Here is a 25,764-nt window from a genome sequence, read left to right on the forward strand (position 1 = left end):
AAATGAAATTAAAGAAAATGAAATTAAAAATTAATTTTCCGATTGATCTAGGTCAAAAGTTTAGACAAATGGTCGTTGAAAATTTTAAAGATGTTCAGTATTTTTATGGACAAGTGATAGATATTATTAAAGACCATCAAACCAATGATAAACACGCGCACAATGCGAAACAAATAGACTATAAGCTTTCAACTGTTCATGATGAATTACAAAACCAAGATGGACGCATTGAAGGCTTGATTATTGGTCATAATGGCGATGGTATCGAAGAACTTAAGGACAGTAGAACGACTTTAGATGGTACTAACCAACCTATATTATCCAAACGTTTAAAATATGATTTTGAAATCATAAAAAACAAGATGGAAGAAAACTTTAATTACCTTAATAAAAAGATTGAACGGATCGTAAATGTTAATGATTATGGGGCAGACCCTACAGGAGAACAAGATTCAACACAAGCCTTTAAAGAGGCTGTAAGTGGCGGGAACGTTCACGTTCATATGACTGCTCGGGACTTACAAAGTAACTGGCATCAGATTATCAAATAACACTGTACTATCAGGTGAAGGCAAAGATATTACGACAATTAAATTTGCAGATGAAACACCAGCCGAAAATATCGTAATTACCAATGAAGATATGACAGGGAACGCAAAAAACATTGGGATTAAAGATTTTACAGTTAATGGTAACAAGTGGAGACAAGATAAAAAGTTCAAAGCTGCAGGTGGCTCATGTTCTTCTAATGTTAGATTTTCAGGTGTTAAACATGGATTTGCAAGTAATATAAAATCAGTAGATGCATTACTACATGGTATTGATATTACGTATGCTAGTGACGATTATTTCTATGAAGGTGATGGCGTAAGAGTTAACGAAGAGTTAGAAAGTAGGTACATTCATATTGATAACTGTGAAGCAAGTGGTTTTGGTGATGATGGCATTACAACACACCATTCAAGATACTTAGTTATCACAAACAATTATTGTCATCATGCTACAGGTGGCGGAAATAATAACGGTATTGAAATTGACGATGGTTCACAACATGTCATGTTAGACAACAATACAACAGAAATGAATTACGGGGGTATTGAAGTCAAAGCGCACGCTACAGCTTCAGCACCTAACAACGTAATAATTAGTAATCACATGTCTATTCACGATTCACGCGCTTATAACTTGCGTCACATTGGACATCACAGAGCAGGAGACCCTAAATCTAAAACAGCACATAGTTTACTATTAAGCAATTGTACAGCTATAGAACCTTATGATAATAAAGTTTATCCAAAAACAACACCAAGAGCGTTAGTTATTTCAGCATATAGAAATGTACAAGTTAATAACTTTTCAGCAATCGGTGATGGGAGATATGTTTCAAACCAACCTGTTATAGCTGTCCAATTTTTGAGTGAAAACGTCATGTTAAATGGTATTAATGTCACTGGATTTAAGAATGCTTCGTGTGATGTTAAAGTCTTTGGCGGCGCAAATAGAGGTAAGAAAATAACCTTAAGCAATATTAACATTTGGAATTCTTCTGCAAATAGAGGTATTGCAGGCGGTGGCGGCATATATGATTTACGTATTATTAACGCTAACCCGCAAGGTCAAGGTACAGGAAACGGTTTAGAACTATATAACAATACAGCTGAAATTGTTGGCGTTAATGCTGATAATTATAAGAATGCCGCATATATTACAGAAAAAGCGTATAAAGTTGTACCAACAGCAGTCAAAGGTGGCTTTAGTGGTGGGTCTACTGGTGCGGGCGCAATTGCACAACGTTCAGCAGTTATTGCTTCTACAGGTAATTCATATGCTTATAGTGATAGAAGTTGGCTTGTCGGTGTAGGTATGAATTCTAAAGCCTATGGTTCGCGTAGTGCAGTCATTAATTCGCTAGAGTCCGAAACTTCCCAAAGCAATCACACACAAACTATTTTTAACTCGCGTAACGTTAAGACAAATAAAAATTATTCATGGGTAATGGGCTATGGCACAGATAAACCATCAACTGAAAACGTAAGCATTGAAATGCGGAGTATTAGTGGCAATATCAATACTAAAGGTAAGATCACTTCCGGGCAAGATTTCGGTGACTATGCCGAGTATTTTGAATCTCAATCAGGTCAAGAAATCCTCAATGGTTACATGGTTACACTTGATGGAAGATATATCCGAAAAGCTAACGCTAATGATATACCTTTAGGCGTTATATCTGGTACTGCCGGCGTTATACTAGGCGATCAAATGTTTCATCATAAAGAGAAGTTTTTAAAAGATGAATTCGGTGTAACACAAACCGAATGGGTTACTAAAGAATGGATAGATGATGATGGTGAAACTTATACAGAAGAAGTAGAGGTACCAATTCCCAACCCTGATTATAAAGAGTCGGATAACGAGTATTATTCCCGTTCTGAACGTCCTGAATGGAATGTAGTAGGGCTTATGGGGCAAGTTTATACGCGAATTGACTCAACAGTATCTGCTAACGACTATATAAAAGCTAACAAAGGTATTGGTACCAAAGATAACAACAATGGTTTCTATAGAGTTTTAGAAGTAACAACACCTTATGACAGTGAAAAAGGTTACGGCGTAGCTGTCGTATTAGTAAAATAAGGAGTGATATTGTGACGAACGGTATAGATAAAAAAGCATTATTTAAATTAAAATCTGAACCTTATTTAAAACCAATCTCTGATTTAGGGGTTGGTTTTTATAATTTAGATGAAAATACAGCAATATTAAGATTTCAGTTAAGTAACACAAAAGGTCCTTTATTAATCCATAAGAATAATCTTACAGCTTATGCTTACTTTGAATCTAGTAATGGTAGTGTTTCAGATGTTATTGAATTAGAAGTTGAAAATTCGAACAAAGGATTAGTGACCATTACTTTAGATAAAGACTTTCTACACGCAAGTACATCTACTAAAGTGAAAGGTCAAGTTTATATTGGCGTGAATAATGTTGATAATAAACCAGAATACAATGAAGTTGCCGTGTTTAGAGAGTTTAATTTTGAAGTTAAAGATGCGCTTATCAATAAAATTTCTGCGTTTACTAAAATAGAATATATTCGCATGTTTGACCAACTTAAGACAAGGATTAAACAACGGGTTTTAGATATTGAAGAAGCTATAGCCAATGGTGCAGATTATGTAGCTGAAATGAAATCTGTAGTACAAAAAGGTATCGAAACACTTAACCAAATTGTTAGTGACGGAAAGCAAGATATACAGTCCTATATTAAAGAAGCAAAAGCAACTATAGATTCAACACAAACAAATGCCGTAGATACGATTAAAAAACTATCTAAAGATACAAAAGCTAGTGTAGAAACAAAAGTTAATAAAGCAGTTGAAATCATAGAAACCACATCAAGTGAAGCAACAGAACATATAGATAATAAAATGTCGGAGTTTAACCAAGCAGTTGAAGATAATGATCTTATTACCACTGAGGACTTAGACCAAAATATAAGTAAATTAACCTGGCAAAAACACAAAATAACTAGTAATGATGGGACAATAAAAATAGTGGATTTAGGATCTGATATAGAGAATCTTAATGAAATGATTGAAACAGGTTTTTTCTATACAACTAATACACCCCATTTACCAAGTGGTGTGAGTTCTGCTGGATTTTTAACTGTATATGCAAGAAAGGGCGATGCGCCCATTAAACATGTATATCAACCCTATTATCAAAACAAAATCGTAGTTAGACATTACTACAATGAATGGTCTGAGTGGCAAAAAGTATCTCAAACTCATTCTGATACAGGTTGGATTCCCTTTAATTTGATTAATGGTGCAACAACAAATACAGCATTTAAAGGCGTGGATGATAATGGTTTTGATTGTGCATATCGAATTGAAACAAGAGGTAGTGTTACAGAGAAAACAATAAGGTTTAATGGGAAGAATTTAACACAAAGTCAAGTGATTGCTCAATTACCTAGCAATCTATTCAAAAATGCACATTCATTTTCTATAAGAGTTCCTACATCAACAAGTTATTCAGGTGGTTATATAACAGCTAGACCTAGTGGTGAAGTGAAGTTTTATATAAACGGAGACTCATCAACATGGAATGAAACTGCATATATCTATGGGGAGTATTCTTGGAAAGAATAGGAGGAATATAAATGAATTTTAAACAAGTATACCTTTACGACGGTACACCATTTCTTGCATTTGAAAATGAAGATGGAGAATACGACTATCCCGAAGAAGCATGGACTGAAACACCACCTCCAGAAGGTATATATAGCCCATTTTATTTTAATGGCAATAAATGGGTTGGGTCTACACGGGAAGAATGGATAGAAAACAACCCTAAACCAGAACTTCGAATTCCTTCAACTAATGAATATTTGTTAGCTCAAACACAAATGCAAGTTGCCGAAAGTTCAAGTCAACTTAGACAATCGCAAAATAAATTGGCAGATACTATGTTGGAAATAGTAGAAAAAGATAAACGAATCAATGATTTAGAAGAACAACAAGCGAAACTCTTATTAGAAATCGCAGAAATGAAAGGGAGTAATTAATATGTTTCCAGGTTTTGAAGCAATAAAACATTTTTATGATATTAATTGTTACACTAACGAACAAATTAAACGTTATGTTGAATTAGAATGTATCACAAAAGCACAATACAAAAAAATAACGAATGAAGAATATCCAGAGTCGCAAGAGGAATAGCTTGTGGCTTTTTATTATGGAAAGTAGGAGGTTCAATGTTGAATGAAAGCGAACTAACTTATTGGATTGTCTTTACAGTTATACCCATGATAGTAACAGTTGTCGGGTTATTTCTTAAAGTAAGTAAAGACAAGAAAGATAATGAAAATAGAATTACACGTATAGAATCAGAGGTAGAAGATCATAATACTTCATTAAGAGATATCAAAGAAGAACAAAAACAACAACGTGAAGATACCAAGGTTATCTTAGAAGTTAGTTCAAAGATTGATAGTTTGAATAGTCGCTTTGATAAATTCGAAGACCGATTTTATACACATCAAAATAATCAATTAACTAAAAAGTAAGGTCGTCATAGAGTAGTGGCGACCTTTTTATATTAATTAGGAGGAATTTTAAATGGAACAAATTATCGCATTTGCCGCAGTCATTGCAGTTATTACAGGAGCATTAACGGAAGTTATCAAACGTACAAAAAAAGTGCCTAAGAACTTTATACCATTAGTATCAATGGTCATTGGTTTAGTTATTGGAGGCGTTACGATATTCATTCCAGAAATTGTAAGTGAGTTATCAGTAGCGGGTCGTTTACTAGCAGGGTTAATAAGTGGACTCATGGCGACAGGTATTTGGGAAACATTCAAGAATAAGAATGGTAAAAATCCAAACAAACTCGGTGGAGGAGCCGAAGCAAAACAACCTAAAAAAATAAAACTAATTAAGTCGGCTTAACGGTCGGCTTTTTATTATGGAGGTATTTGTAAATGAAAAAACAAGAAGCCGTTAACTGGGCAGTAAAAAATATCGGTAAAAGTTTAACAGCCGGACAAACAAACGGGGCTCAATGTGCAACATTTATCATAGAATTCTTAAAAGAACATTTTGATGTACACCCAACGGGTAATGCAGTGGATTTTATTGATTATAAATATCCTGAAGGATTCCAGATTATTAAAAATACGAAAAAATTTATACCTCAAAAAGGCGATGTTTTTGTATTGGATGATGGAAGCTATGGACATACAGGGATGATTACTAATGCAAATCAATACTTATTTGATAGTATTGACCAAAATTGGTATAACGCTTCAAACAACGGAAGTCCTGCAACATTTATTCAAGATCATGTGTATGATGATTTTGTAGGTGTCATTCGTCCACCATATAAAGATGCAGAAAAAGGGGTTACTACAGAATCAACAAAAATTGAAACAATCAATCATTCTATTAATTATACAATGAATGAGCGTGTAGGTTCTATTGATGGTGTTGTTATTCACAATACAGCTGATAGTATTTCTGCAAAAGAGCAGTACAATCGTTTAAGTAATGCATCTGTGGCTCGTTATGAGGGAGGCGTTGCCCATTATTATGGAGATAGAAAGACAATGTGGCGAGCTATAGATACATTCCGTATTGCGTGGCATGTGGCGGATAGTTATGGTAATGGTCATTATTTAGGTTATGAAGCTTGTGATTCAATGGGTGCTAGTAACAAAGACTTTGCGAAAAATGAGCAAGCTATATTTAAACAAGCAACCATTGATATGTTGTATTATGGTCTAAAACCTAATAGAAAAACTGTGAAGCTGCACAATCAATTTGTAGCAACAGCATGTCCACACAGAAGTATGGCATTGCATGTGGATTTTGACCCTATTATTAGTGGTGCACCTTCGACAGCCAAACAACATGAGATGCAAGATTATTTCATTAAAGAAATCACTAAATATTATAAAAATCCAACTTTAGATGCTTGGTGTGCCAGATAATGTTACAGATGGTGTAACAATACCGACTGATGAACAAAAGAAAAACCCAGTCAAAGATAAAGGTAAAAAAGTCGGTAATAAATGGCGTAGAAATCAACATAATATTTTGTGGAAACCTGAAAAAGGAACGTTTACAGCAACAACTAATATCTATACTAGATATAATGGACCGTGGACAGGTTGGGAAATTGCCGGTATGTTATATGCTCGGTCAATCAGTAAATTATGACGAAATTTATGACTTTGACGGTTATATTTGGATTGCGTGGACTATAGACAGTGGTGCTCGTGTTTATATGCCGATTGGAGATTCAAATGGAAATGGTAGTAGAATAGGAGATGCGTGGGGAGACTTTAGCTAAAAGAAGTATAACAGAATTAAATAAGTCGTATAGTTTGAAAGTGTTAAATAGCTTTAGTAATATAATTTAAGGAACAAAGTAAACTCTGTTCTAATGATTAACTTATTAGACACCTCTTTACGAGGTGTCTTTTTTTGATATATTGTCGAATAACTATTGAAGAACGACATAGTTTCAATAGGAAATATTATTTTTACATGACTGCCACCCTACGAGGTGGTAATTTTTATGTTTTTTCTACAATATCAATGGTGCATTTATACCATGCACCAACTCTTAAACTCTAAAACATGGTTAGTAGACAGTCGTTAATTCGGTTGTCTTTTTTGTTTATGAAAATTTTAAGCGGGTATTTAATTAATAGAATCTCCAAAGTAAAATCATATTTTCTAAGTTTCAACTCTGCTAATAGTTGATGCCATCCAGCCTTCCTACTGGGTGGCTGTTTTTATTTATCTATTGAAACTTTAAATGATAATTGTTATTGATACTCATCAGTATTTAAGGCGTATTTGTTTATTCTTTTTTTAACTAGTGAATAATTCACTAAACAGTAAATTTGGATGCTCCACTATATATAAGTGGAGATTTTTTATAATAAATTTCACTAATTAAATTTAGAGTTTTGTCACAGAAGTAGTAGAATTCAAGAAATGTTGTTTGGTTATAATTGTTTATTAACAATAAAAGTTACAAATAAGTACTCTGTTTGTTCATTATATTTTTATTGATAGTAACTTATAGTAGGTATAATAATATCATCTACAATTTCTTTAACATTATATTTAAATATGGAATTATTTGATTTTGACGTAGTACTTCTGAGTAATTGAAAATAAGATAACTTAACTATATCGGGGGGAATATTATAAATTTCACCCGTGTGTATTGCTAATTTAAATATATAATCCATCATTTTAATATTGGATTCCCTAACCTTAGGTAGTAAATCATTTTTATAATTAAAAGTATCATCATTAAAAAGTAAGTTAAGGTAACTAAAAGGAGTTTTTTGGGTTTCATCAATAAACTTATAACCAATAAAAATCAAATTTTCGCGCATATTACCCTCATCAAAATCTAATTTATTTAAATCGCTTTTTGTATTTTCTATATGATAAATAATGGTATCTATAATTAAGTCATGATTAGTATCCCAGTATCGGTACATTACTGATCTACTTGTTTGTACATACTTAGCTACTTTTGTGAAATTAATACTTCTATATCCTTCAGCTTTAATTAGTTCATAAGTGATATTATAAATTTCTTCCTTTAATTGTTTACTGTTTCTTCTCCTTTGATTTTTCATAAAAACCTCCCTCTCAGAATCTAATATATAATATATTACTTGGAAAAGTAAAGTACATAGTGTATCTTAATAGTTAAGGTGTTTTTATTAATTAGTAATTGGAGATGAATATATGAAAGTAATTGTAATCGGTGGCTCCCATGGAGGAATAGCTACAATAGATGCACTAATAGACAAATATAAATATTTAGATGTACTGTGGTTTGATAAAGGTAATTTTACTATTAATAATTCTTTAGATAGTCAAAAAAGTAAAACAAAAATCGAAGAATTAAAGTCAAAAGGAGTAACAGTTTTTCAAGAAACTGAAGTAATCAGTTTAAACACTGAAAGTAAAACCATAACTATAAAAGATTTAAAAAACAATAAAGTTTTCTACGAAAATTATGACAAACTCATTTTGAGTCCTGGTTCACACCCTAAAACAGTTGACTTACCAGGAGCTGATGCCAAAAATGTTGTTACCATGGCAAATCGTAAAGACTTATTAAAGGTTAGACAGGCTAGTGATAATGATAAAATTAATGATGTAGTAATAGTTGGAGCCGGATATAATGGTGTAGGTGCAGTAAATATGTTTATAAATAAAAATGTGTCACTAATAGATCATAATGAGTTTTCTTTAAGCGACTATTTAGATAATGAACTAGCAGAAAAAATAGAGGATAAAATGAAAGAAAGAAACGTAAATCTTGAAATGAATAATTCTATAATAGAAATTATTAAGAACGATGAAAATGAAGTTATTGCCATTAAAACTAAAGATAAAATTTTGTCTGCCGATTTTGTAATATTAACTATTGGTATAGAACCTAACACCAAATGGTTGAAAAATACATTGGATTTAACTGAAAATGGCTATATAAAAGTGAATGATTATATGGAAACAAATGTAAAAGATGTATTTGCTGTAGGTGATGCAACATTAACAAAATTTAATCCTTTAAATAAAAATATAAAAATTGGGTTAGCTACTAAAGCAAGGAGACAAGCTTATTGTGCGGTGATGAATCTAGAAAATAAAAATATTCCATTTTTTGGAGTACAAGGTTCTTCAGGATTAAGATTATTTGGATATAAATTTGCATCGACTGGTTTAAATGAAAAACAAGCTAAAAAAGAGAATTTAAATTATAACTCTGTATATATAGAAGAAACAAAATTAGATAACAATTTTGTGGTAAAAAATACACTTTCTAAAGATAATCCGTTAATATATTTTAAGATTCTTTATAATGTAGATACCTACCAAATATTAGGCGCTCAAATCATGTCTTCAAATGATGAAACAGCTAATATTAATGCTATGTCTATCGCTATTCAAAACCAATATACTATTACACAACTTGCTTTTGCTGATTTTTTCTTTCAACCGGAATTCAGCAAACCTCTTAACTTTATGAATCGTGCTGGCATTTCTGCGATGAAAAAAGAAGGAATCCTTTAAATATAGAAATTTACCAACTCTAATTTTGATAAAAAATAATTACTGGTTTTAAAAATCAGTACTGAAAATTAAATTGATTATTTAATCGTAAAGACTTAAAGTTAACCACTTTGAACAATTTAAGGCTATTTATGATGAACTAACAACAATATTCATTAGTATGCCCGACAATGAGAAAACTATCTCATTATCTCTTATGACATTTCAAATGTATATAACCACATTTCTTTTATGCCTATCGTTACTATTGTTCATTGGTCCTAAGGCACATTTTTATTATTTGTATAAAAAGAATTGAAGTAGATAGTCATGAATGAACACAAATAGACGATTAAAAAAACTAATCAAAAATGATATTACTGGTTACCATATATAAAGAAACTGGTGTTAGTCAAACTGTCATTTCTAGTTTAAGAAATGGGAATAGTGATATAGACAATTTAACATTAAAGCCAACGGAAAAACTATATAGATACTCAAACGCGACCTAAATGAATAGGTGGGCGTTTTACGTGTCAAATACACATAATTTTAGTTAGAAATTTTCTTTGAAATTAGGGCAGTCGTTAATTCGGCTGTCTTTTTTAATGTTTAATTATAATTTAAACGAGGAAGAATATGTGTACATGCATTTTTCATATTTACATTACCTTTTATATATAAATTCACCTAAGCATGTCACTGGGTGGTTATTTTTGATGAAATAACTAGTTTCTGTAGATGAAATGTATTATAATGTAACTAAAGGAGATGAGGAATATGAATGTTATAAATAAGTTTTATAAGAACATTAATAAAGATATTAACAAATTTTCTAGTTCTTTTGCTAATATTATTTCTCCTCACGATAAGAAAAGAAATATTAATAAACTAAATGTTTATTATCATAAAAAGGATAATACTTCTGAAGACTGGAAAAAGATTAAAGGAGATTATACTAAAATAGGAAATGATATTAGAAAGGCTATAAAAAATTATGCCAGATAACGAACAAACACAACACGATTTAGATATAATCGATGCTTTAAAGCGTTCAGATGTAGCTGAAGATAAAAAAGAAGATATGATTGCGACTTTGGAAATGTACAATGGGCCAATTCCCCATCCAAAAATTTTAGAGGGTTATGATAAATTAGATCCAGGTGCGGCAAAAAGAATTATAGATAATGGAATAGGAGAATCAAATCATAGACGAAATATGGAGGAAAGAACTGTAAAACATGTTGCTAGAAGCTTTTATTTTAGATTCGTTCTTGCCTTTATTTTAGCAATATTGTTTGGTTTTGGGAGTTTCTTTTTAATACTTAAAGATCATGCGATTTTAGGGACAGTATTTGTTGGTTTTACATTCATATCAATGCTAGCAATTTTTACTGGGGAATCTCAAAATAAAAATGAAAACTCTGATGAATAAAACTAATTTTTACACTCACTCAACTAGTGGGTGTTTTTTTAATTAAAAAAACCATTCCTAAGAATGGTTTTAATCGTTCGCGACAAGAAAGAAAATCCCGCCTATTATCATTATTAATATTAATGTTCCTATAAAAGGTGCCCAAGCTAACACAAGAGACCAGATTATAAGTATTAACGAGGTTAGTATTTGTATGGTACCAAAAAGTGATGAACCCGTTAAATAAGCAATATAAATAGTTAGTGCGAAGATAGCAACAGTTAATAACATTAATCCTATAATCTTTAAAGTCCCAGTCGTATAACCATCAACTAACAGGTTTTTTACATGAACTTTATTACCATACTGATCTACAAAGTTCCCCGCTTGAATAATCAAATTAATAAACGAAATGATACCAAGAGCAAACGTTATAAAATTCCATTTTACCCTATCCAAATCTTCTAATATATCCATTTAAAACACACCCCTTTGCATTCTAATAGTAATTATACACATAAAAATAGTTGTTTATAATATGAATGCCCAACTGTATAGTTTTATTTCTTAAGTGTTTCAAAATATTATTCCAGAATACATTATAGACGGATATTTAATTATTGAAAGATATTGTGGAGATAAAATAAGTCCATTTAGGTTAATAAGTGAGTTCTTTAGCAATGTATTAATAAATCAATTATGTTATTATAGTTCTAAAATAAGTTCGGGAGGTTTGCTTTGTGAGATATTTAGATTTTAAGCAAGTTGATGTATTTCCGAATGAAGCTTTTAAAGGTAATCCGGTTGCAGTAATTTTTAATGCTGATGGTTTAAGTGTTGAGGAAATGAAAAATATAGCTAGTTGGACTAATTTATCTGAAACGACATTTGTCTTTAAACCAGAAGATAACAATGCAGATTATAAGCTGAGAATTTTCACCCCGAATAATGAGTTGCCTTTTGTCGGTCATCCTACAATAGGCTCGTCTTTTGCTATATTGCAAAATGGATTAATTCCTAAGAATAAAGGTTACTTAATACAAGAATGTGGCGTGGGTTTAGTAAAAATAGATTTCACTGAAGATAAAACATATTTTAGCTTACCTAAACCTGAAGTTAGTGAATTACAAGCAAGACAATTTGATGGGATAGTTGATAGCTTAGGGATAAAAAATGAAGATGTAATTCATTCTAAAGTAATTAATATTGGCGCAGAGTGGTTAACGTTACAATTAAAAAATTCTAGTGTTGTTAAAAACCTTGAACCTAATTTTAAATTGATGGAACACTATATTTACGATGGAACTACTGGTGTAACGGTGTTTGGAGAAAATGCTATTGATAAAGATACCAAATTCGAAGTACGTTCATTTGCACCGAAAGAAGGAGTGAATGAAGATCCAGTTTGTGGTAGTGGTAATGGTTGTGTTGCTGTTATGAATGATTTATATGGTTTTTTGAATGATCTAGAGTTTTCTAATTCGCAGGGTGAATGTATAAACCGAAATGGTAGAGTATATATTAAACAAGAAGATGAATTGAAATTAGGTGGAATTTCTAAAATAATGATTGATGGAAAAATAACAATCGAGAACAAATAAAACCAGTTTCTTATTGTATTGATAATATCATAAAAAACTATACGAATACATAAAAGCCCACCTAAATGAATAGGTGGGTTTTTCGCTATTTAGGTTTTCTGTTTAACACTTCCGAGCCCGCAACTCCTATAATCATAATGAGTAATGGAAGAATAGAATAGAGGATATCATTATTAAGAAATCCAATATCATTACCGCTTGTTTTGACATAAATAAACAAGCCAAACTTGATTAAAAGTAATAATAATCCGATTACCACTAGAATATCAAAACATTTTTTTGTTTTAGGGTATTTCAATGCTTTATTACTGGCATATTTATATTTCATGTAAAATCACTCCTTTTGATTTTATAATATACAATTTAATAATATATTATAAACAAAAATCTTTGAATAGCTAACCAGAAATGTGATATCCAAAATATTATTTTATTATTAATATTGAAATTAAATTAATGTTTTGCTAGATTTAATATAGCCTCTATACAGAGCATACGTGTCCTTCTATTTACCATTTGTATGTTCACTTGTAATAGTGGGCTATTTTAAATTATTCAGGTCGCTACTCAATAATTTAAAAAGATGAATAATGTCATTAGACCACCCATACATGTTATTGGGTGGTTATTTTTACATTTGCATCAATAAATAAGTGGTAAAATATATTTGTCCCTATTCATAGGGGCTCCTTTAGTCTTGAAGGCAACTTACTAGCCAGAAGGTAAGTTGGCTTTTTTATTTATTTAAAAATTCATTAAGTATAGGGTTGTCATCTTCTTTTTCAACAACTGTCGATACATCCTCAGTTATTTCATCTTTCGCATCTATTGTTTCATCTTCAATTAAACTTTCCACTCTATTAGCTACTTCTTTTTTATTCCAACCTATTTTTTCAATTTCTTTTTTGTAATTCATGTACACTCTCCTTGATTGGATGAATTTATGTAAGGATTAAGTGTAGTTTATTTTAAGAAAAAAAGAAATATAATTAAACTGAATTAAGCAAAATTCAACGAAAAAATATATAAGTTAAGACAGCTCTGCCAATTTACTACGAACTCAATTAATCATCTAATTGAAAAATTTAATGTTTATAAATTAGTAATTCACGGTTTTTAAGCGCTTTCTTAGATGAAAAAGGCTATAAATGATAATATAAAGGTAGTTAAGAAATTATAATATTGGAGGATGATTTACGATGAATAAAACAGCTGTTATTACGGGTTCTGCAGGTGGTTTAGGTAAAGGGATAGCAGAAAGACTGGCAAATGATGGTTTTAATTTAATAATACAAGATCTTAATGAAGAACTCCTTTTAGAAACAGAAAAAGAATTTAAGAATAACGGTTTTAATGTTGCCGCATTCAAAAGTGATGTTTCGGTGAAAAAAGAACAAACAGAATTAGTACAGTTTGCGGTTACGGAGTTTGGTCAGATAGATGTTTTTGTTAATAACGCCGGAGTAGATGCCGTTTCTCCATTTTTAGAAATAGATGAAGAACAGCTTAATAAACTATTCAATGTAAATGTTTATGGTACAGTGTTCGGTACGCAGGCCGCAGCAGAGCAATTTAAAAAACAAAATACAGGTGGTAAAATTATAAATGCATGTAGTATTGCTGGGCATGAGTCTTATGAAATGTTAGGAACATATTCAGCTACTAAACATGCGGTGCGTTCTTTTACACAGACTGCGGCTAAAGAATTAGCTCAAGATGGTATTACAGTTAATGCATATTGTCCTGGCGTTGCTAAAACTAAGATGTGGGATCGTATCGATGAAGAAATGGTTAAATATAACGATGATATGGAGCCTGGAGATGCGTTCGAAGAATTTTCTTCTGCAATAAAATTAGGAAGATATCAAGAACCAAGAGACGTTGCTAATTTAGTATCTTTCTTAGCCTCAGAAGGTTCTGGTTATATTACAGGTCAGTCTATTCTTACTGATGGTGGTTTAGTATATAGATAACACGAACTATGTTTGATGCCTCTTTACGAGGTATCTTTTTTGTGATATAAATATTTTAAGCAATATACTATTGCTAACCAACGCAAGTACACCTTACTAAAAGAAGCAGACACATTGTCCCGTGCCTGCTCTTTTTATTTATCTCTTGTAAAATATAGAATATTCTGATAATATAAAGACTGTGAACTTCTTACCTTTCAAAAAAGGTCTCTATATTATATCTCGGGCAGGCACTTACGTGTCTGTCTTTTAATTTATGTGTTAAAATATATTTGTAGGTTGCCCCCTTGGTAACCTATTATCTAAAAAGTTTATTCCATTTCCACCCTGCGGGGTGGTTATTTTGATTGGAAATAAAGTAGACAATCAAATAATTTGATTAATATGTAGATAGTGATAAAGTGAATTTTGTGGTTAAATTTTCAAAATTTAATTCACGCCCTTTTATTTATATAGTATAATTATTGCCGCCCTAAAGGGCGGTTATTCTTTATTTTTAATGGAGACGTTTACATTATATATTATATTGATTTAATGTTAATTTTATATTAATCTAATATTAGACATATTTTTACAGTTTTCTATCTATTTTGGGGTAAGCATATACAGTTGCTTACTCCTTTTTTAACGTTGTAATAAACACGATATTCTGATAATATGAAATTACTTTACTTTGTGTGGGAAACCAAATCCGAAAAGGCACCTCTTTACAAGGGTGTCTTTTTTTGATATATTGTCGAATAACTATTGAAGAAGGATATAGTTTCAATAGGGATATTATTTTTACATAACTACCACCCTTATAGGTGGTAGTTTTTATTTACTTATACAACTTTGTGAGGTATTATTTATTAACACGCCTTAGGGCGTAAAGGAATTATGATGGGTCTTTTTCTTGCTCGCTCTTTGGCGTGTAGGAGAACGCAACTCCTTATAATCCTATGGCACCTCTTTACAGGGGTGTCTTTTTTATGATATAAATTATTCTAGCAATGTATTATTGCTAACCATTCAAATATACCTTACTAAAAGAAGTAGATACGTTGTCCCGTGTCTGCTTTTTTTATTTATCCATTGTATTTATTGGAATATTCTGATAATATGTACTTATCCTTTCATTGTATATATAAATTTCTATTAAGTATGAAATTATTTTAGTAATTACTTCAGCTCAAGGCGAGGCGCTTTATGCGTCTGTCTTTTTTATGTTACAATATGTTTATGGGTTGCTCCCTTGTAACCTATACATCTAAAAAGTTTATTCCATTTCCACCCTGCGGGGTGGTTTTTTATCATATTAAGTTATGTTGTAAAGGGTTCCAAATTTTACTGTTAAATTATATTTAATTGTCTTGCGCGTGTTTTATTTGTGTGCTAAATTAATGATAATAACCATTCGGTTATAAAATAAATATATAATATATAGTACAGCCACCTTTATAGGTGGCCATTTTTTATTTATATGATATACTTTTATTAGTTTCTGATTATAGAAACTTCCTTTAGTATTTGGACAGTCGTTAATTCGGCTGTCTTTTTTGTTATAATATAGATGTAGTGATTTTTCGTGATTATATGTAGACAGGCGTTTAACTTTCTGTTTTTTTAAAATCCATATATCTTTTTAGTTAAACATTGTGTATCATAATAATTAATTGTGCTAAAAAGGGGGAATAGAATAATGGAATATAAAGAAACTGATCAAAGTGAAATTATTTCTGAAGATGTTTTTTACGCAAATTCAATGGGGTTTAATTTAAATGAAGATGAACTTATACTAACATTCGAAAGAAGAATGCCAGGAGTCAAACCTGCTAGTCAGACTATAGTTGTGAACCCTAAAGCAATGAAAGCGTTAAGAGATGGAATGGATGGTCTAATGAATTTTTATCAAGAAACTTACGTTAATGAAAAAGTGAATGAAAATGACCGAGACTAAAGTAACACATATAACTAACAACAAATGGAATAAACATGGTAAAATGTTTGTAGCAGACAAATTCCGATATGATAAAAGAAAAAAGTCGCTTCTGGCGATTATTATGGCGGTGATTTTATGAGTATGGATTATATTACAAGACCAGAATTTGAACAACACCAAAAACATATGGATACAAGGTTTGATGCTATAGAAGCTAAAATAAATTTAAATAACCAAATTTTATCTAAAGATATAAAAGAAGCAGTTTCAAGTTTAAAAGAAGAAATTAACGATAAAAAAATAACAACTAATCGTTTTTGGATAGGAATATCTATACCGCAATTATAAGCATAATTGGTATATTAATTTCTATTTTAACTTAACACCCACTCAACTAGTGGGTGTTTTTGTTTTGTGGTAAAATATATTCACATGTACAAGAGCATTTGAGTTAATGAGCAACATGTTTTATTTTTCCATATATTTTAGTTAACCACCCACACATGTCACTGGGTGGTTTTACATAATCTTAATAAAAGGATCACATTGAATTTACAATTTTGCTGTATGCTTAAGTAAAATTATGTTAGTAGGTGTAAGTATTATAAAACATAGAATAAAAAAATATGTAGAGAATGGAAAGCTTGAAAAAATACTTCATAAAATAAATAGTAAAGTTAAAGAGAAAAAGGGTAAAGATTATTCTAAACATATAGATAAACTAATAATTAAATTAAAAAAATGGTAATTTGAATATAGCTTTCTTTTTTGATAAATTACTAAATAGCTCTAAGAAATGAGCGAAAATAAAATTTGTAAACTCCCCACCTTTATGGCGGGGAATTTTTTATATCTACATTTATTATGAAGAAACTGGATTAAGTAAAGTTAATTTGTTATATATTGTGGAGATAAAATAAATTAAGAAATATGAAGAAAACACTTGGATTACTTAATAAATGTGTAGTATAATTATATATGTAAGGTTGAGATACACCTTATACACTTCAAGTGAAAGGGGTTAGTCCTTTGCTTGAGATAATAAAAATGCTCCTAGAACATCCAATATTGGCAGTATTGGCGTTACCAGGAACATTAAAACAACTTAGAAAGTGGCATCTCGGGTACTTAGACCGAAAGCCAAACACCAAGGATTAACTTATCATTGGAGCCTACGGGCTCCTCCTTACACTTGAAGTATATAATATTTATCGGAGGTTTTCAAATATGACATTTCAAATGTATATAACTGCATTTCTTCTATGCCTACCGTTACTATTGTTCATTGGACGTAAAACACATTTTTATTATTTAGATAAAAAGAACGGAAGTAGATAGCCATGAGTGAATATAAACAGACAATCAAAAAACTAATCGAGAGTGATTTAACTGGCTACCAGATATATAAAGAAACTGGTATTAGTCAAACGGTCATATCTACGTTAAGAAACGGAAATCGTGATATAGACAATTTAACTTTAAAGACGACAGAAAAGCTATACGAATATGCAAAAGCCCACCTAAATGAATAGGTGGGTATTTTTAAGAGCAAAAAAGGGCGAATTAATTATAAACTTGTACAAACCAACGGAATAAAAAAGGCATTATATATAGCATGAACCGTGATATATCAGTGTTTTTGTAAACGAATAAAAAACATATAGAACGTAATGTTTTAAAGATAAAACTAATATAAAGAAAGACTACAATTCTAAATATAGAATTGTAGTCTTATAGTCACAGGAGGTCGGCCAAACAAGTTTTAAATGATATCTCTTTATTCAATTTCTATTCGTTTGGTAGGTTTTACGTATTGCTCATCTTTTTTCAAATTTAAGTGTAAGACGCCGTTATCATATTTTGCATTAATATTATTTTCGTCTACATTTGGCAATGTGTAAGTTCGATTTATATATGATGCATTTCTTTCTTGTCTAATAATATTTCCTTCTTGATCTGTTTCATTGTTTTCGTTAGATTGTTTAGCTTCTATATATAAAGTTTCCCCTTGATAATCCAAGTTGATATTTTCTTTTTGAATACCAGGTAACTCGATATCAAGAATATATTCTGAATCTGTTTCTTTAATGTCAGTGTTTGGAAAATTAGGGAAAATTGGTCTCGTAAAGTTTTCAAAAAATTTTGAAGGTGATAAATCAAAAAAGCTATTATTTGGTAATAGGTTACTCATAATAAAATTCCTCCTCTGATTTTTCAATTCTTAATTTTAGTATGGAAATTAAATTAAAGATTTAAATATCACAATTAAACTAAGAATATCGCCTCCTATAAATATTTTTATCATATGGTAATCAGAATGCTATATGATAAGTTTTAGTTAACTTTCCTTTTATTGTCGTTTAATGAATTTTTGAAAGTTTCATAATTTTCAAGATTCATATACTTATATAAATCAAAGTATTTCTTGTCTAATAGATTAGGTAATTTACCATATTTTAATTGTTGAACTACTTGATGTAAAATCATAATCATCACACTCCCACAAAGATTAAAAGTCTGAATCTTTGATTACCATATGATAATTTACACTTATTGTATATCATTTTATATTGTATTTGTCAATAATAAAATAACATTTTAGAGAGGATGATTATTATGACAAATAAAGCATTTAATTTGGAAACTTTTAACCATTACTTTAAGAATTTTCAAGAAAAATTGGCAACTGAAATATTTAATGTTTCCATTGATAGTCATGTTAAAGAAGAATATGACAAGTACATTTTGAAAGCTAAAATACCTAATTCATCCCAAAATCTTTTGAACTTAAAATTCTTTAATAATATATTAACGTTTAGAGGAGAAAAATACGATCATTTAGAAAAAAGAAAGTCCCTTTATTTGAACAATTTACTTTTAACAATGTCGATGTGCAGAATATTTATGCTTGAATACAACAACGGTATTTTAGAAGTCAGATTACCTAAATTAATACCTGATGAAGATGTTGTTCAAAGTATAGATGTGCATTAAATAAAGCCTCCCTTAACAGAGGGAGGCTTTAAACATAAAGTAAACATATTATCTATTTACTCTTACTCTAGTGTTTTAGATCGGTATGAAATAAGTGATTTTTACTTATCCAACTGTTTTATGTTATAATACTTTAAATTTAAAGGAGGTATTATCTATGTGTTCGAGTATTGTCTGTTGTAGATTATAATTCTTTTCATTCGTAATAAGTAAGAGTGAAAGGAGATAAAGATATGGGTGTTGTTTCAATTTTTGTTATTAACCAAGTTCATTATATTTCAGACTAAACTACTGATCATAATGAACTTTGAAATCTGTTCGTTATGACAAATAAGGAGCAGAATATAATGAATAACAAAAACCCTAAAAACTCACAAAATTTTATAACATCTCAAAAATATATAAATGAGATATTAAAAGAAACAAATATAGGCATTGATGATAATATAATTGAAATTGGAACTGGAAAAGGGCACTTTACAAAATACATGTCCAATATAGCTAGATTTGTAACTGGTATAGAAATTGACAAGACTTTATATTGTATTTTAAAAAATGATATTGGTTCGTCAACTAATATTGAATTAGTGAATAAAGATATACTGATATATCATTTTCCTAAAAACAAACAGTATAAGGTGTTTGGCAGTATTCCATATAATATAAGTACTGAAATAGTCAAAAAAATCTTATATGAAAGTAATGCTGAGTATAACTATCTTATTGTAGAATTCGGGTTTGCTAAACGAATTATGGATAAAAAAAGAGCATTAGCCTTATTACTTTTACCTAAAATTGATATTGAAATTTTAAAAGTAATTCCCAACTCTTATTTTCATCCGAAACCTAAAGTAGATTCAGCGTTAATCTTACTAAAGCAAGATAAATCTTTAATCTCAAAAAACGATGAAAATATTTATCATTTTTTTGTGTATAAATGGGTAAATAAAGAATATAAACAGCTATTTACAAAGAATCAGTTTAATAAAGCGTTAAAACATGCAAAAGTACAAGATATAAATGAGATTTCAAAAGAACAATTTATATCAATTTTTTATAGTTATAAATTGTTCAATTAAATTCATAGAATATTTCAAAATCTCTCATGCTCTGTCCGCATATTTCATTGGGTGAGTATTATTTTAAAGTAGTATTAAATGAAAAAATGTGTTAAAATACACCTGCGGTTGGTGAATAACCGTTCTATTTACACATGTTAAGGCCTTCATTGAGGCGCCTCTTTACGAGGTGCCTTTTTTTATTTATGATTGTGCGCATGTCGTAGTGTGGCCTTCTATGAAATTATATCAATTTTGATTTAATATCATTTCCAACGTCACTCTTTATAGGTGGCGTTTTTTTATGTTAAAATACACCTACGCCATAACCTATTATCCTTGAAAGGCAGTTACAAACTGACAATAGGTATTTATTTAAAATTATTCTGGTCGCTACTCAATAATTTTAAAAATGTATAAGGTTATTTAACCACCTATACTAGTTACTAGGTGGTTAATTTTTCTTAATATTGAAATTGAAGGAATTTTTTGATAAATTAAATATAGGCTCTATAAGGAGCCACGTATCCTAATAATTCGACACTTTTATGCTCACTTATATTAGTGGGCATTTTTATGTTTATTAAATAATTATATGGGTATTTAATATCTATAACTCTTTTGCTAGATTAGTTATTGTATTCCATAAGTTAAAGACAGTCGTTAATTCGGCTGTCTTTTTTGTGGTATAATTCAAATGTAGATTTTTATGTCGTTAAGGGTTCCGAGACCTAACGTCAATAAAGCAATTGGAATAAAGCATAATTTCATGTTATCTTAAATGTAAAACTTATTTTACATATCAGGAGGGAATATGAAGAATCGAATAAAAGAATTCAGAAAAAAATTTTCTATTAGTCAAGACTATTTGGCAAAGAAATGTGATGTTAGCAGGCAAACAATAAATGCTATTGAAAATGATAGGTATGATCCTGAGTTAAAATTAGCATTTAAAATATCTAAAGTTTTTAAGAAGAAAGTTGAGGATATATTTGAATACAAAGCTTTATAAGAGTAATTATATTATTACTATGAAGGATATTGTAAAAGAAGATAATGAGATGCTTTATAAAAAGACAAAACCTTTAGAAATGCCATTAAGTGAAAATGAATTTATACTTTTGAATAATATGATGCTTTTTTTAAAAAATAGTCAAAATGAGCAAAAAAGTAAAAAGTATAATTTAAGACCTGGGGTTGGTCTATCAGCTAATCAATTAGGATTAGATAAAAAGATGTGCGCTATATATTTAGTAGATGAACATGGTGTAGAACATGAATATTTTTTTATAAACCCAAAAATTATACGAGAGTCTGTTCATAAAATTTACCTTCCACAAGGAGAAGGTTGTTTATCTGTAGATAGACCTATTTATGGAATAGTACCTAGAAATGAGCGTATAACTGTTAAATATCAAAATTCATATGGGGAAGAAAAAATATTGAAGCTTAAAGGACATGCTTCAATTGTAGCTCAAGCATGAAATAGATCATCTTAATGGAATAATGTTTTTTGAACGTATTGATAAAATAAATCCGTTAGCACCTCCTAATAATGCAACATCTATTTATTAAAGGAGTAACTATGGAATTTAGAAACGAATGAAACAAGGTTAAGAAATGGGAATCGTGATATAGACAATTTAACTTTAAAGACAACAGAAAAGCTATACGAATATGCAAAAGCCCACCTAAATGAATAGGTGGGTTGTTTTGTCATTTGGGTCCCTTAAAAGTCCCTAAAATTTAGTTTTATATAGTTAGTAACGTTAATGTCATATAGAAAGAATGCCGTCATTACAACATTCTTAATTTTAAAAAGTGTGTAATTATATCTTATAAGTCCCCTCGAAGGGAATCGAACCCCCATTTTAAGAACCGGAATCTTACGTGTTATCCATTACACTACGAGGGGTTAAAAAACACGGTAATACAAGTGTACAAATCTTAGAAGTAACGGTCAATAAGAATAATGTAAGTTTCGTGAAATTTCGAGCTTAATTTTTGACCATATTTGACTTTTGAGTTAAAATAAATTTATCAATTAGAAATGAGGAGGCAATATTAATGAATTTAATACCTACAGTAATTGAAACAACAAACCGTGGGGAACGTGCATATGACATTTACTCACGTTTATTAAAAGACCGTATTATTATGTTAGGTTCACAAATCGATGATAATGTAGCAAACTCTATAGTTTCACAATTATTATTCCTACAAGCACAAGATGCTGAAAAAGATATCTATCTTTATATCAATTCACCGGGCGGAAGTGTGACGGCTGGATTTGCAATTTATGATACAATCCAACACATTAAACCAGATGTACAAACAATCTGTATTGGTATGGCTGCCTCAATGGGTTCATTCCTACTTGCAGCAGGAGCAAAAGGTAAACGTTTTGCTTTACCAAATGCTGAAGTAATGATTCACCAACCACTTGGTGGTGCGCAAGGTCAAGCAACAGAAATTGAAATTGCTCGCGAATCATATTCTTAAAACACGTTCAAAATTAAACCAAATTTTAGCAGATCGTACTGGTCAGTCAATTGAAAAAATTGAAAAAGATACAGATCGTGATAATTTCTTATCAGCTGAAGAAGCTAAAGAATACGGTTTAGTTGACCAAGTTATGGTTCCTGAAGCATAATATTAAAATAGTATAAAAGCTTAAGTAAAAAAGACAAGCCGCATTATGTGGCTTGTCTTTTTTTATTCATTATTTTACTAAATCTTCTAAAGCTATTTTTAAATCTGGATATTTAAATTTAAAATCTATAGCCTGTAATTTATTTGGAATTACTTTTTGTGTGTCTAATACAACTGTAGACATTTGACCTAAAGCTAATCTTAAGGCTAATGCAGGCACCCAAGTGAAATGGGGGCGGTGTGTGACACGTGCCAGTGTATAGCCGAATAAATTTTGATGTTCAACAATAGGCGCTGTAAAGTTGAAAACGCCTTGCGCATTTCCGTGGTTAATTGTATAGAGAATTGCTCTTGTTAAATCATCTAAATGAATCCAAGAATACCATTGTCTACCTGAACCGAGTTTACCACCAAGGTAAAATTCATATGGTAGTTTCATTAAAGGTAAGGCGCCTCCATCTTCTGCAAGAATCATGCCAAATCTACCAATTACAACACGTGTGCCTAATGATTCAAACTGACGTGCACGACGTTCCCATTGGTAAACTACTTCCGATAAGAAATCAAATGGGAGTGATTGATATAATTCTGTATAAGTTCGATCGTAATCTGGTTTGTAATAACCAACTGCACTCGCATTGAAGAATACTGAAGGTTTTTGTTTGCGATTTTTAAACAAGTCGAATAATGCTTGCGTAGACTGTATGCGACTCAACATAATTGCTTGTTTATGTTCTTTTGTCCACCGTTTCATTAAACTTGCACCCGCAAGGTTAATAACAATGTCAATATCAGGAATTTGAGATTCCCAATTTGCTTTAGACCAATTAACGTATGTTATTTTGGGATGTGAAGTTGATTTGTCTTGTCTAGTAAGTATCGTTATATGCGCATCACTTTGCTTGATAGCTTCAACGAGTTGGCTACCAACCATACCTGTGCCGCCTGTTATTAAATAGTTTTTCATTATATCACCTCATAAAATAGTAATGCTTTAGACTGTAATGATTAAAAACGACTCAAGCTAATTGCTTTTCTGACATAATTCTTTCGAAAATTGTTCAAGAATATGTCATTTAGTCATCTTAAGAAGTATTTAAAATAATATAGGATGCCGTTATAATAAGGGTACCTTCGATATTAATTAATCATCTCTTAATTATTTCGAGTATACCCCATAATATACTAACGAAGGTAAAATTTTGACTCCCTTTAGTAGTGGCCTATGCGATTATCGTATAGGCCTATATTTATATGCTAACGTAATTAAAGATTTATAACTATCTTTTTATTTAGATAGCGCTTATATAAATGTATCTTCAATAAGATTTTTACAGCTTTACTATTAGATGAAAAGAAAAATTAGACTGAAAATAACTAATAGAAGGAAAATTATAAAACTAAAGAAAAAATAACGCTTTTTTGAAGTGGGCTTTGGTTCATAGTTATCATTTTCAACCATCATTTGGCGAAGGCCTTTTTTGTTATGGTGATCCTGCTGCTCTAAATCATTTAATAAATCATGTTTATTCATATTTAGCTCACATCCTGTTATGATAATAGTGAAACATGTAAAGTATCATTTGAAATTAAATAAAAGTATTGTAAATATAGTTTGGTTTAGATTAATATTAAATTGAAACATAAAATATTAAGACATATTTGTATTTTACAATAGATATGACATCAAGATAACATCCATATTAAAAAATAGTTAATCGGTTTGATTAGTATAAAAAATAGTGTAAAATATACATTTGTTAATGAAAGTACATTTAGAATAAATATAAAAGTTATGATATAAATTGAAGTGAGGGGAGCTTATGCCAAAGCATAATCAAAATAACAAGAAAATGAGCACTTTTGCAAAAATTGTGAGCGCGATTATTGTCTTGTTATTAGTAGGTGGATTAGTTTTTGCCATTTTTGCCTTTGTAGATCATTCGAAACAAGCCGATGAACGTTTAGCTGATCAAAAGCAAGAAGAAAAAGATAAGAAAAAAGAAAAGACTAAAGAAGAAAAAGATAAGAAAAAAGAGAAATCGACAGAAGAATCACAAGAAACTCAACAACAAACTCAGCAAGTTCCAACTACGCAACAAACACAAGAGACGCAACAAACTCAACAGCAAACTCAGCAACCTGCAACAGCTGAACGTACAACAGAAGAAGAAAAAGACTCTCCTGAAAAAACAAAAGAAGCAACAACTGAAGAACGCTCTACTGAAGAGCAAACTACAGAGGAACGTACTACTGAAGAACGTACTACCGAAGAGCGTACGACAGAGGAAAAAACACCTGAGCCATCAACAGAAGAAAGAACTTCAGAACCTTCAACTGAAGAGCAAACGCCTGAACCTTCAACAGAAGAAAGAAGTAGTCAAGCTGACACACAAGAAAAATCATCACAAAGCAGTGATTCAAATTCATCAGAAGAAGATTAATATTGTTAATAACTGTTTAGTAGATATAGGTGCATAATTTATTAAAAAGAAGCACTCGTGCAAACGAGTGCTTCTTTTTATATTATCGACAAAGACTACGACTTTGTTGGC

The 25,764-nt window shown here is 30.5% G+C and carries 32 protein-coding genes, 1 tRNA gene and 4 pseudogenes; 29 read left to right on the forward strand and 8 right to left on the reverse strand.

The genetic code is table 11. From position 1 onward, the window contains the following. The first annotated feature begins 2 nt into the window (after positions 1 to 2). The 9 genes and pseudogenes from ABLV90_RS07745 to ABLV90_RS07785 all read left to right on the forward strand — a co-directional run bounded on the left by ABLV90_RS07745 (position 3) and on the right by ABLV90_RS07785 (position 6,858). Positions 3 to 2,634, forward strand: a pseudogene (locus ABLV90_RS07745) (peptidase G2 autoproteolytic cleavage domain-containing protein). A gap of 11 nt (positions 2,635 to 2,645) precedes the next feature. Next, on the forward strand, positions 2,646 to 4,154 hold the full coding sequence (locus tag ABLV90_RS07750; RefSeq protein WP_182477202.1) for a BppU family phage baseplate upper protein: 1,509 nt from the start codon (positions 2,646 to 2,648) through the stop codon (positions 4,152 to 4,154). Between the two features lie 11 nt (positions 4,155 to 4,165). Further along, entirely contained in the window at positions 4,166 to 4,570 is a 405-nt protein-coding gene (locus ABLV90_RS07755; protein ID WP_119603682.1) for a hypothetical protein, read from the forward strand. 1 nt (position 4,571) lies between these two features. Further along, positions 4,572 to 4,724 (forward strand): XkdX family protein, encoded by a 153-nt coding sequence (locus ABLV90_RS07760; protein ID WP_107558688.1) that lies wholly within the window; start codon positions 4,572 to 4,574, stop codon positions 4,722 to 4,724. 38 nt (positions 4,725 to 4,762) lie between these two features. Beyond that, complete coding sequence (locus tag ABLV90_RS07765; protein WP_142401614.1) at positions 4,763 to 5,071, forward strand: DUF7365 family protein; 309 nt, start codon at positions 4,763 to 4,765, stop codon at positions 5,069 to 5,071. 52 nt (positions 5,072 to 5,123) lie between these two features. Continuing rightward, positions 5,124 to 5,456 (forward strand): holin, encoded by a 333-nt coding sequence (locus tag ABLV90_RS07770; RefSeq protein WP_107558687.1) that lies wholly within the window; start codon positions 5,124 to 5,126, stop codon positions 5,454 to 5,456. A 32-nt stretch (positions 5,457 to 5,488) separates the two neighbouring features. Continuing rightward, positions 5,489 to 6,496 carry an N-acetylmuramoyl-L-alanine amidase gene (locus ABLV90_RS07775; RefSeq protein ID WP_460872442.1) on the forward strand — a complete coding sequence of 336 codons (1,008 nt, stop codon included), beginning with the start codon at positions 5,489 to 5,491 and terminating at the stop codon, positions 6,494 to 6,496. Further along, complete coding sequence (locus ABLV90_RS07780) at positions 6,477 to 6,725, forward strand: hypothetical protein (protein ID WP_460872443.1); 249 nt, start codon at positions 6,477 to 6,479, stop codon at positions 6,723 to 6,725. Before ABLV90_RS07775 ends, ABLV90_RS07780 begins: the two co-directional genes overlap by 20 nt. Beyond that, the gene (locus ABLV90_RS07785) at positions 6,700 to 6,858 is read left to right on the forward strand and encodes an SH3 domain-containing protein (RefSeq protein ID WP_460872444.1); all 159 of its coding nucleotides are present in this window, start codon (positions 6,700 to 6,702) and stop codon (positions 6,856 to 6,858) included. Before ABLV90_RS07780 ends, ABLV90_RS07785 begins: the two co-directional genes overlap by 26 nt. A gap of 724 nt (positions 6,859 to 7,582) precedes the next feature. Here the strand turns inward: ABLV90_RS07785 and ABLV90_RS07790 are convergent. Next, positions 7,583 to 8,170, reverse strand: a complete 588-nt coding sequence (locus ABLV90_RS07790; protein ID WP_119603681.1) for a TetR/AcrR family transcriptional regulator — start codon at positions 8,168 to 8,170, stop codon at positions 7,583 to 7,585. Between the two features lie 112 nt (positions 8,171 to 8,282). Between ABLV90_RS07790 and ABLV90_RS07795 the strand changes: the two genes are divergently transcribed. The 4 genes and pseudogenes from ABLV90_RS07795 to ABLV90_RS07810 all read left to right on the forward strand — a co-directional run bounded on the left by ABLV90_RS07795 (position 8,283) and on the right by ABLV90_RS07810 (position 11,031). After that, a complete protein-coding gene (locus tag ABLV90_RS07795) occupies positions 8,283 to 9,617 on the forward strand; it encodes an FAD-dependent oxidoreductase (RefSeq protein ID WP_460872445.1) in 1,335 nt (444 codons plus the stop codon). Between the two features lie 313 nt (positions 9,618 to 9,930). Further along, positions 9,931 to 10,108: pseudogene (locus ABLV90_RS07800) on the forward strand (hypothetical protein). A 268-nt stretch (positions 10,109 to 10,376) separates the two neighbouring features. Then, positions 10,377 to 10,604 (forward strand): hypothetical protein, encoded by a 228-nt coding sequence (locus tag ABLV90_RS07805; RefSeq protein ID WP_107558768.1) that lies wholly within the window; start codon positions 10,377 to 10,379, stop codon positions 10,602 to 10,604. Continuing rightward, positions 10,594 to 11,031, forward strand: a complete 438-nt coding sequence (locus ABLV90_RS07810; protein WP_107558767.1) for a DUF2335 domain-containing protein — start codon at positions 10,594 to 10,596, stop codon at positions 11,029 to 11,031. The genes ABLV90_RS07805 and ABLV90_RS07810 overlap by 11 nt, the downstream gene beginning before the upstream one ends. Before the next feature lie 69 nt (positions 11,032 to 11,100). On the opposite strand, the gene ABLV90_RS07815 is transcribed toward ABLV90_RS07810, so the two are convergent. Next, entirely contained in the window at positions 11,101 to 11,487 is a 387-nt protein-coding gene (locus ABLV90_RS07815; RefSeq protein WP_460872446.1) for a hypothetical protein, read from the reverse strand. A 263-nt stretch (positions 11,488 to 11,750) separates the two neighbouring features. Here ABLV90_RS07815 and ABLV90_RS07820 point away from each other — a divergent pair, with 263 nt between their 5' ends. Continuing rightward, positions 11,751 to 12,611 carry a PhzF family phenazine biosynthesis protein gene (locus ABLV90_RS07820; protein WP_460872448.1) on the forward strand — a complete coding sequence of 287 codons (861 nt, stop codon included), beginning with the start codon at positions 11,751 to 11,753 and terminating at the stop codon, positions 12,609 to 12,611. Between the two features lie 85 nt (positions 12,612 to 12,696). Here ABLV90_RS07820 and ABLV90_RS07825 read toward each other — a convergent pair whose 3' ends face one another. Further along, positions 12,697 to 12,939 (reverse strand): hypothetical protein, encoded by a 243-nt coding sequence (locus ABLV90_RS07825; RefSeq protein ID WP_107558765.1) that lies wholly within the window; start codon positions 12,937 to 12,939, stop codon positions 12,697 to 12,699. A 408-nt stretch (positions 12,940 to 13,347) separates the two neighbouring features. After that, positions 13,348 to 13,527 carry a hypothetical protein gene (locus ABLV90_RS07830; protein ID WP_107558764.1) on the reverse strand — a complete coding sequence of 60 codons (180 nt, stop codon included), beginning with the start codon at positions 13,525 to 13,527 and terminating at the stop codon, positions 13,348 to 13,350. Between the two features lie 283 nt (positions 13,528 to 13,810). On the opposite strand from ABLV90_RS07830, the gene ABLV90_RS07835 reads away from it, so the two are divergent. The 7 genes and pseudogenes from ABLV90_RS07835 to ABLV90_RS07865 all read left to right on the forward strand — a co-directional run bounded on the left by ABLV90_RS07835 (position 13,811) and on the right by ABLV90_RS07865 (position 18,037). Beyond that, positions 13,811 to 14,584 (forward strand): acetoin reductase, encoded by a 774-nt coding sequence (locus ABLV90_RS07835; RefSeq protein WP_107558763.1) that lies wholly within the window; start codon positions 13,811 to 13,813, stop codon positions 14,582 to 14,584. 1,173 nt (positions 14,585 to 15,757) lie between these two features. Beyond that, positions 15,758 to 15,931 (forward strand): annotated as a pseudogene (locus ABLV90_RS07840) (hypothetical protein); the annotation flags it as partial. 334 nt (positions 15,932 to 16,265) lie between these two features. Then, positions 16,266 to 16,523, forward strand: a complete 258-nt coding sequence (locus ABLV90_RS07845; RefSeq protein ID WP_107558762.1) for a hypothetical protein — start codon at positions 16,266 to 16,268, stop codon at positions 16,521 to 16,523. Between the two features lie 123 nt (positions 16,524 to 16,646). Further along, entirely contained in the window at positions 16,647 to 16,853 is a 207-nt protein-coding gene (locus ABLV90_RS07850) for a hypothetical protein (protein ID WP_460872449.1), read from the forward strand. A gap of 681 nt (positions 16,854 to 17,534) precedes the next feature. Continuing rightward, positions 17,535 to 17,663 (forward strand): hypothetical protein, encoded by a 129-nt coding sequence (locus ABLV90_RS07855; RefSeq protein WP_241961602.1) that lies wholly within the window; start codon positions 17,535 to 17,537, stop codon positions 17,661 to 17,663. A gap of 69 nt (positions 17,664 to 17,732) precedes the next feature. Beyond that, a complete protein-coding gene (locus tag ABLV90_RS07860; RefSeq protein ID WP_107558761.1) occupies positions 17,733 to 17,843 on the forward strand; it encodes a hypothetical protein in 111 nt (36 codons plus the stop codon). Positions 17,844 to 17,845: 2 nt separating this feature from the next. After that, positions 17,846 to 18,037 (forward strand): hypothetical protein, encoded by a 192-nt coding sequence (locus ABLV90_RS07865; protein ID WP_107558760.1) that lies wholly within the window; start codon positions 17,846 to 17,848, stop codon positions 18,035 to 18,037. Positions 18,038 to 18,282: 245 nt separating this feature from the next. Here the strand turns inward: ABLV90_RS07865 and ABLV90_RS07870 are convergent, their stop codons facing one another. Both ABLV90_RS07870 and ABLV90_RS07875 read right to left on the reverse strand, forming a co-directional pair. Further along, positions 18,283 to 18,696 carry an Hsp20/alpha crystallin family protein gene (locus tag ABLV90_RS07870; protein ID WP_119603679.1) on the reverse strand — a complete coding sequence of 138 codons (414 nt, stop codon included), beginning with the start codon at positions 18,694 to 18,696 and terminating at the stop codon, positions 18,283 to 18,285. A gap of 143 nt (positions 18,697 to 18,839) precedes the next feature. Continuing rightward, positions 18,840 to 18,992, reverse strand: a complete 153-nt coding sequence (locus tag ABLV90_RS07875; RefSeq protein ID WP_158262629.1) for a hypothetical protein — start codon at positions 18,990 to 18,992, stop codon at positions 18,840 to 18,842. Between the two features lie 129 nt (positions 18,993 to 19,121). Here ABLV90_RS07875 and ABLV90_RS07880 point away from each other — a divergent pair, with 129 nt between their 5' ends. The 6 genes from ABLV90_RS07880 to ABLV90_RS07905 all read left to right on the forward strand — a co-directional run bounded on the left by ABLV90_RS07880 (position 19,122) and on the right by ABLV90_RS07905 (position 22,132). After that, positions 19,122 to 19,499 carry an Hsp20/alpha crystallin family protein gene (locus tag ABLV90_RS07880; RefSeq protein ID WP_460872450.1) on the forward strand — a complete coding sequence of 126 codons (378 nt, stop codon included), beginning with the start codon at positions 19,122 to 19,124 and terminating at the stop codon, positions 19,497 to 19,499. 233 nt (positions 19,500 to 19,732) lie between these two features. Beyond that, positions 19,733 to 19,786 carry an erythromycin resistance leader peptide gene (locus ABLV90_RS07885; RefSeq protein ID WP_107558414.1) on the forward strand — a complete coding sequence of 18 codons (54 nt, stop codon included), beginning with the start codon at positions 19,733 to 19,735 and terminating at the stop codon, positions 19,784 to 19,786. A 60-nt stretch (positions 19,787 to 19,846) separates the two neighbouring features. Then, positions 19,847 to 20,578: a 23S ribosomal RNA methyltransferase Erm gene (gene erm, locus ABLV90_RS07890; protein WP_460872451.1), complete on the forward strand. Its 732-nt coding sequence runs from the start codon at positions 19,847 to 19,849 to the stop codon at positions 20,576 to 20,578. A gap of 793 nt (positions 20,579 to 21,371) precedes the next feature. Further along, the gene (locus ABLV90_RS07895; protein WP_107558410.1) at positions 21,372 to 21,569 is read left to right on the forward strand and encodes a helix-turn-helix transcriptional regulator; all 198 of its coding nucleotides are present in this window, start codon (positions 21,372 to 21,374) and stop codon (positions 21,567 to 21,569) included. A 19-nt stretch (positions 21,570 to 21,588) separates the two neighbouring features. Continuing rightward, positions 21,589 to 22,041 (forward strand): peptide deformylase, encoded by a 453-nt coding sequence (locus ABLV90_RS07900; protein ID WP_460872452.1) that lies wholly within the window; start codon positions 21,589 to 21,591, stop codon positions 22,039 to 22,041. Positions 22,042 to 22,060: 19 nt separating this feature from the next. After that, positions 22,061 to 22,132: a hypothetical protein gene (locus tag ABLV90_RS07905; protein WP_460872869.1), complete on the forward strand. Its 72-nt coding sequence runs from the start codon at positions 22,061 to 22,063 to the stop codon at positions 22,130 to 22,132. A gap of 268 nt (positions 22,133 to 22,400) precedes the next feature. Here the strand turns inward: ABLV90_RS07905 and ABLV90_RS07910 are convergent. Beyond that, positions 22,401 to 22,472: transfer RNA gene (locus tag ABLV90_RS07910), tRNA-Arg, on the reverse strand. 152 nt (positions 22,473 to 22,624) lie between these two features. On the opposite strand from ABLV90_RS07910, the pseudogene clpP reads away from it, so the two are divergent. Then, positions 22,625 to 23,210: pseudogene (clpP, locus tag ABLV90_RS07915) on the forward strand (ATP-dependent Clp endopeptidase proteolytic subunit ClpP). A 69-nt stretch (positions 23,211 to 23,279) separates the two neighbouring features. Here the strand turns inward: clpP and ABLV90_RS07920 are convergent. Continuing rightward, positions 23,280 to 24,176, reverse strand: coding sequence for a TIGR01777 family oxidoreductase (locus ABLV90_RS07920; protein WP_427707597.1), 897 nt, complete (start codon positions 24,174 to 24,176; stop codon positions 23,280 to 23,282). A gap of 856 nt (positions 24,177 to 25,032) precedes the next feature. On the opposite strand from ABLV90_RS07920, the gene ABLV90_RS07925 reads away from it, so the two are divergent. Further along, positions 25,033 to 25,653 carry a DUF4887 domain-containing protein gene (locus ABLV90_RS07925; protein WP_427707599.1) on the forward strand — a complete coding sequence of 207 codons (621 nt, stop codon included), beginning with the start codon at positions 25,033 to 25,035 and terminating at the stop codon, positions 25,651 to 25,653. Positions 25,654 to 25,764: the final 111 nt, after the last annotated feature.

This window comes from Staphylococcus sp. 2S1, from assembly GCF_046721335.1.
GTDB classification, from domain to species: domain Bacteria; phylum Bacillota; class Bacilli; order Staphylococcales; family Staphylococcaceae; genus Staphylococcus; species Staphylococcus equorum_A.

Coding starts and splice junctions, on each gene's coding strand:
- ABLV90_RS07795 (WP_460872445.1), top strand. CDS start 8,283: ATGAAAGTAATTGTAATCGGTGGCTCCCATGGAGGAATAGCTACAATA.
- ABLV90_RS07815 (WP_460872446.1), bottom strand. CDS start 11,487: ATGGATATATTAGAAGATTTGGATAGGGTAAAATGGAATTTTATAACG.
- ABLV90_RS07875 (WP_158262629.1), bottom strand. CDS start 18,992: ATGATTTTACATCAAGTAGTTCAACAATTAAAATATGGTAAATTACCT.
- ABLV90_RS07825 (WP_107558765.1), bottom strand. CDS start 12,939: ATGAAATATAAATATGCCAGTAATAAAGCATTGAAATACCCTAAAACA.
- erm (WP_460872451.1), top strand. CDS start 19,847: ATGAATAACAAAAACCCTAAAAACTCACAAAATTTTATAACATCTCAA.
- ABLV90_RS07920 (WP_427707597.1), bottom strand. CDS start 24,176: ATGAAAAACTATTTAATAACAGGCGGCACAGGTATGGTTGGTAGCCAA.
- ABLV90_RS07900 (WP_460872452.1), top strand. CDS start 21,589: ATGAAGGATATTGTAAAAGAAGATAATGAGATGCTTTATAAAAAGACA.
- ABLV90_RS07870 (WP_119603679.1), bottom strand. CDS start 18,696: ATGAGTAACCTATTACCAAATAATAGCTTTTTTGATTTATCACCTTCA.
- ABLV90_RS07860 (WP_107558761.1), top strand. CDS start 17,733: ATGACATTTCAAATGTATATAACTGCATTTCTTCTATGCCTACCGTTA.
- ABLV90_RS07880 (WP_460872450.1), top strand. CDS start 19,122: ATGACAAATAAAGCATTTAATTTGGAAACTTTTAACCATTACTTTAAG.
- ABLV90_RS07850 (WP_460872449.1), top strand. CDS start 16,647: ATGGATTATATTACAAGACCAGAATTTGAACAACACCAAAAACATATG.
- ABLV90_RS07830 (WP_107558764.1), bottom strand. CDS start 13,527: ATGAATTACAAAAAAGAAATTGAAAAAATAGGTTGGAATAAAAAAGAA.
- ABLV90_RS07790 (WP_119603681.1), bottom strand. CDS start 8,170: ATGAAAAATCAAAGGAGAAGAAACAGTAAACAATTAAAGGAAGAAATT.
- ABLV90_RS07845 (WP_107558762.1), top strand. CDS start 16,266: ATGGAATATAAAGAAACTGATCAAAGTGAAATTATTTCTGAAGATGTT.
- ABLV90_RS07895 (WP_107558410.1), top strand. CDS start 21,372: ATGAAGAATCGAATAAAAGAATTCAGAAAAAAATTTTCTATTAGTCAA.
- ABLV90_RS07760 (WP_107558688.1), top strand. CDS start 4,572: ATGTTTCCAGGTTTTGAAGCAATAAAACATTTTTATGATATTAATTGT.
- ABLV90_RS07805 (WP_107558768.1), top strand. CDS start 10,377: ATGAATGTTATAAATAAGTTTTATAAGAACATTAATAAAGATATTAAC.
- ABLV90_RS07780 (WP_460872443.1), top strand. CDS start 6,477: ATGCTTGGTGTGCCAGATAATGTTACAGATGGTGTAACAATACCGACT.
- ABLV90_RS07835 (WP_107558763.1), top strand. CDS start 13,811: ATGAATAAAACAGCTGTTATTACGGGTTCTGCAGGTGGTTTAGGTAAA.
- ABLV90_RS07925 (WP_427707599.1), top strand. CDS start 25,033: ATGCCAAAGCATAATCAAAATAACAAGAAAATGAGCACTTTTGCAAAA.
- ABLV90_RS07865 (WP_107558760.1), top strand. CDS start 17,846: ATGAGTGAATATAAACAGACAATCAAAAAACTAATCGAGAGTGATTTA.
- ABLV90_RS07770 (WP_107558687.1), top strand. CDS start 5,124: ATGGAACAAATTATCGCATTTGCCGCAGTCATTGCAGTTATTACAGGA.
- ABLV90_RS07810 (WP_107558767.1), top strand. CDS start 10,594: ATGCCAGATAACGAACAAACACAACACGATTTAGATATAATCGATGCT.
- ABLV90_RS07755 (WP_119603682.1), top strand. CDS start 4,166: ATGAATTTTAAACAAGTATACCTTTACGACGGTACACCATTTCTTGCA.
- ABLV90_RS07785 (WP_460872444.1), top strand. CDS start 6,700: ATGCTCGGTCAATCAGTAAATTATGACGAAATTTATGACTTTGACGGT.
- ABLV90_RS07775 (WP_460872442.1), top strand. CDS start 5,489: ATGAAAAAACAAGAAGCCGTTAACTGGGCAGTAAAAAATATCGGTAAA.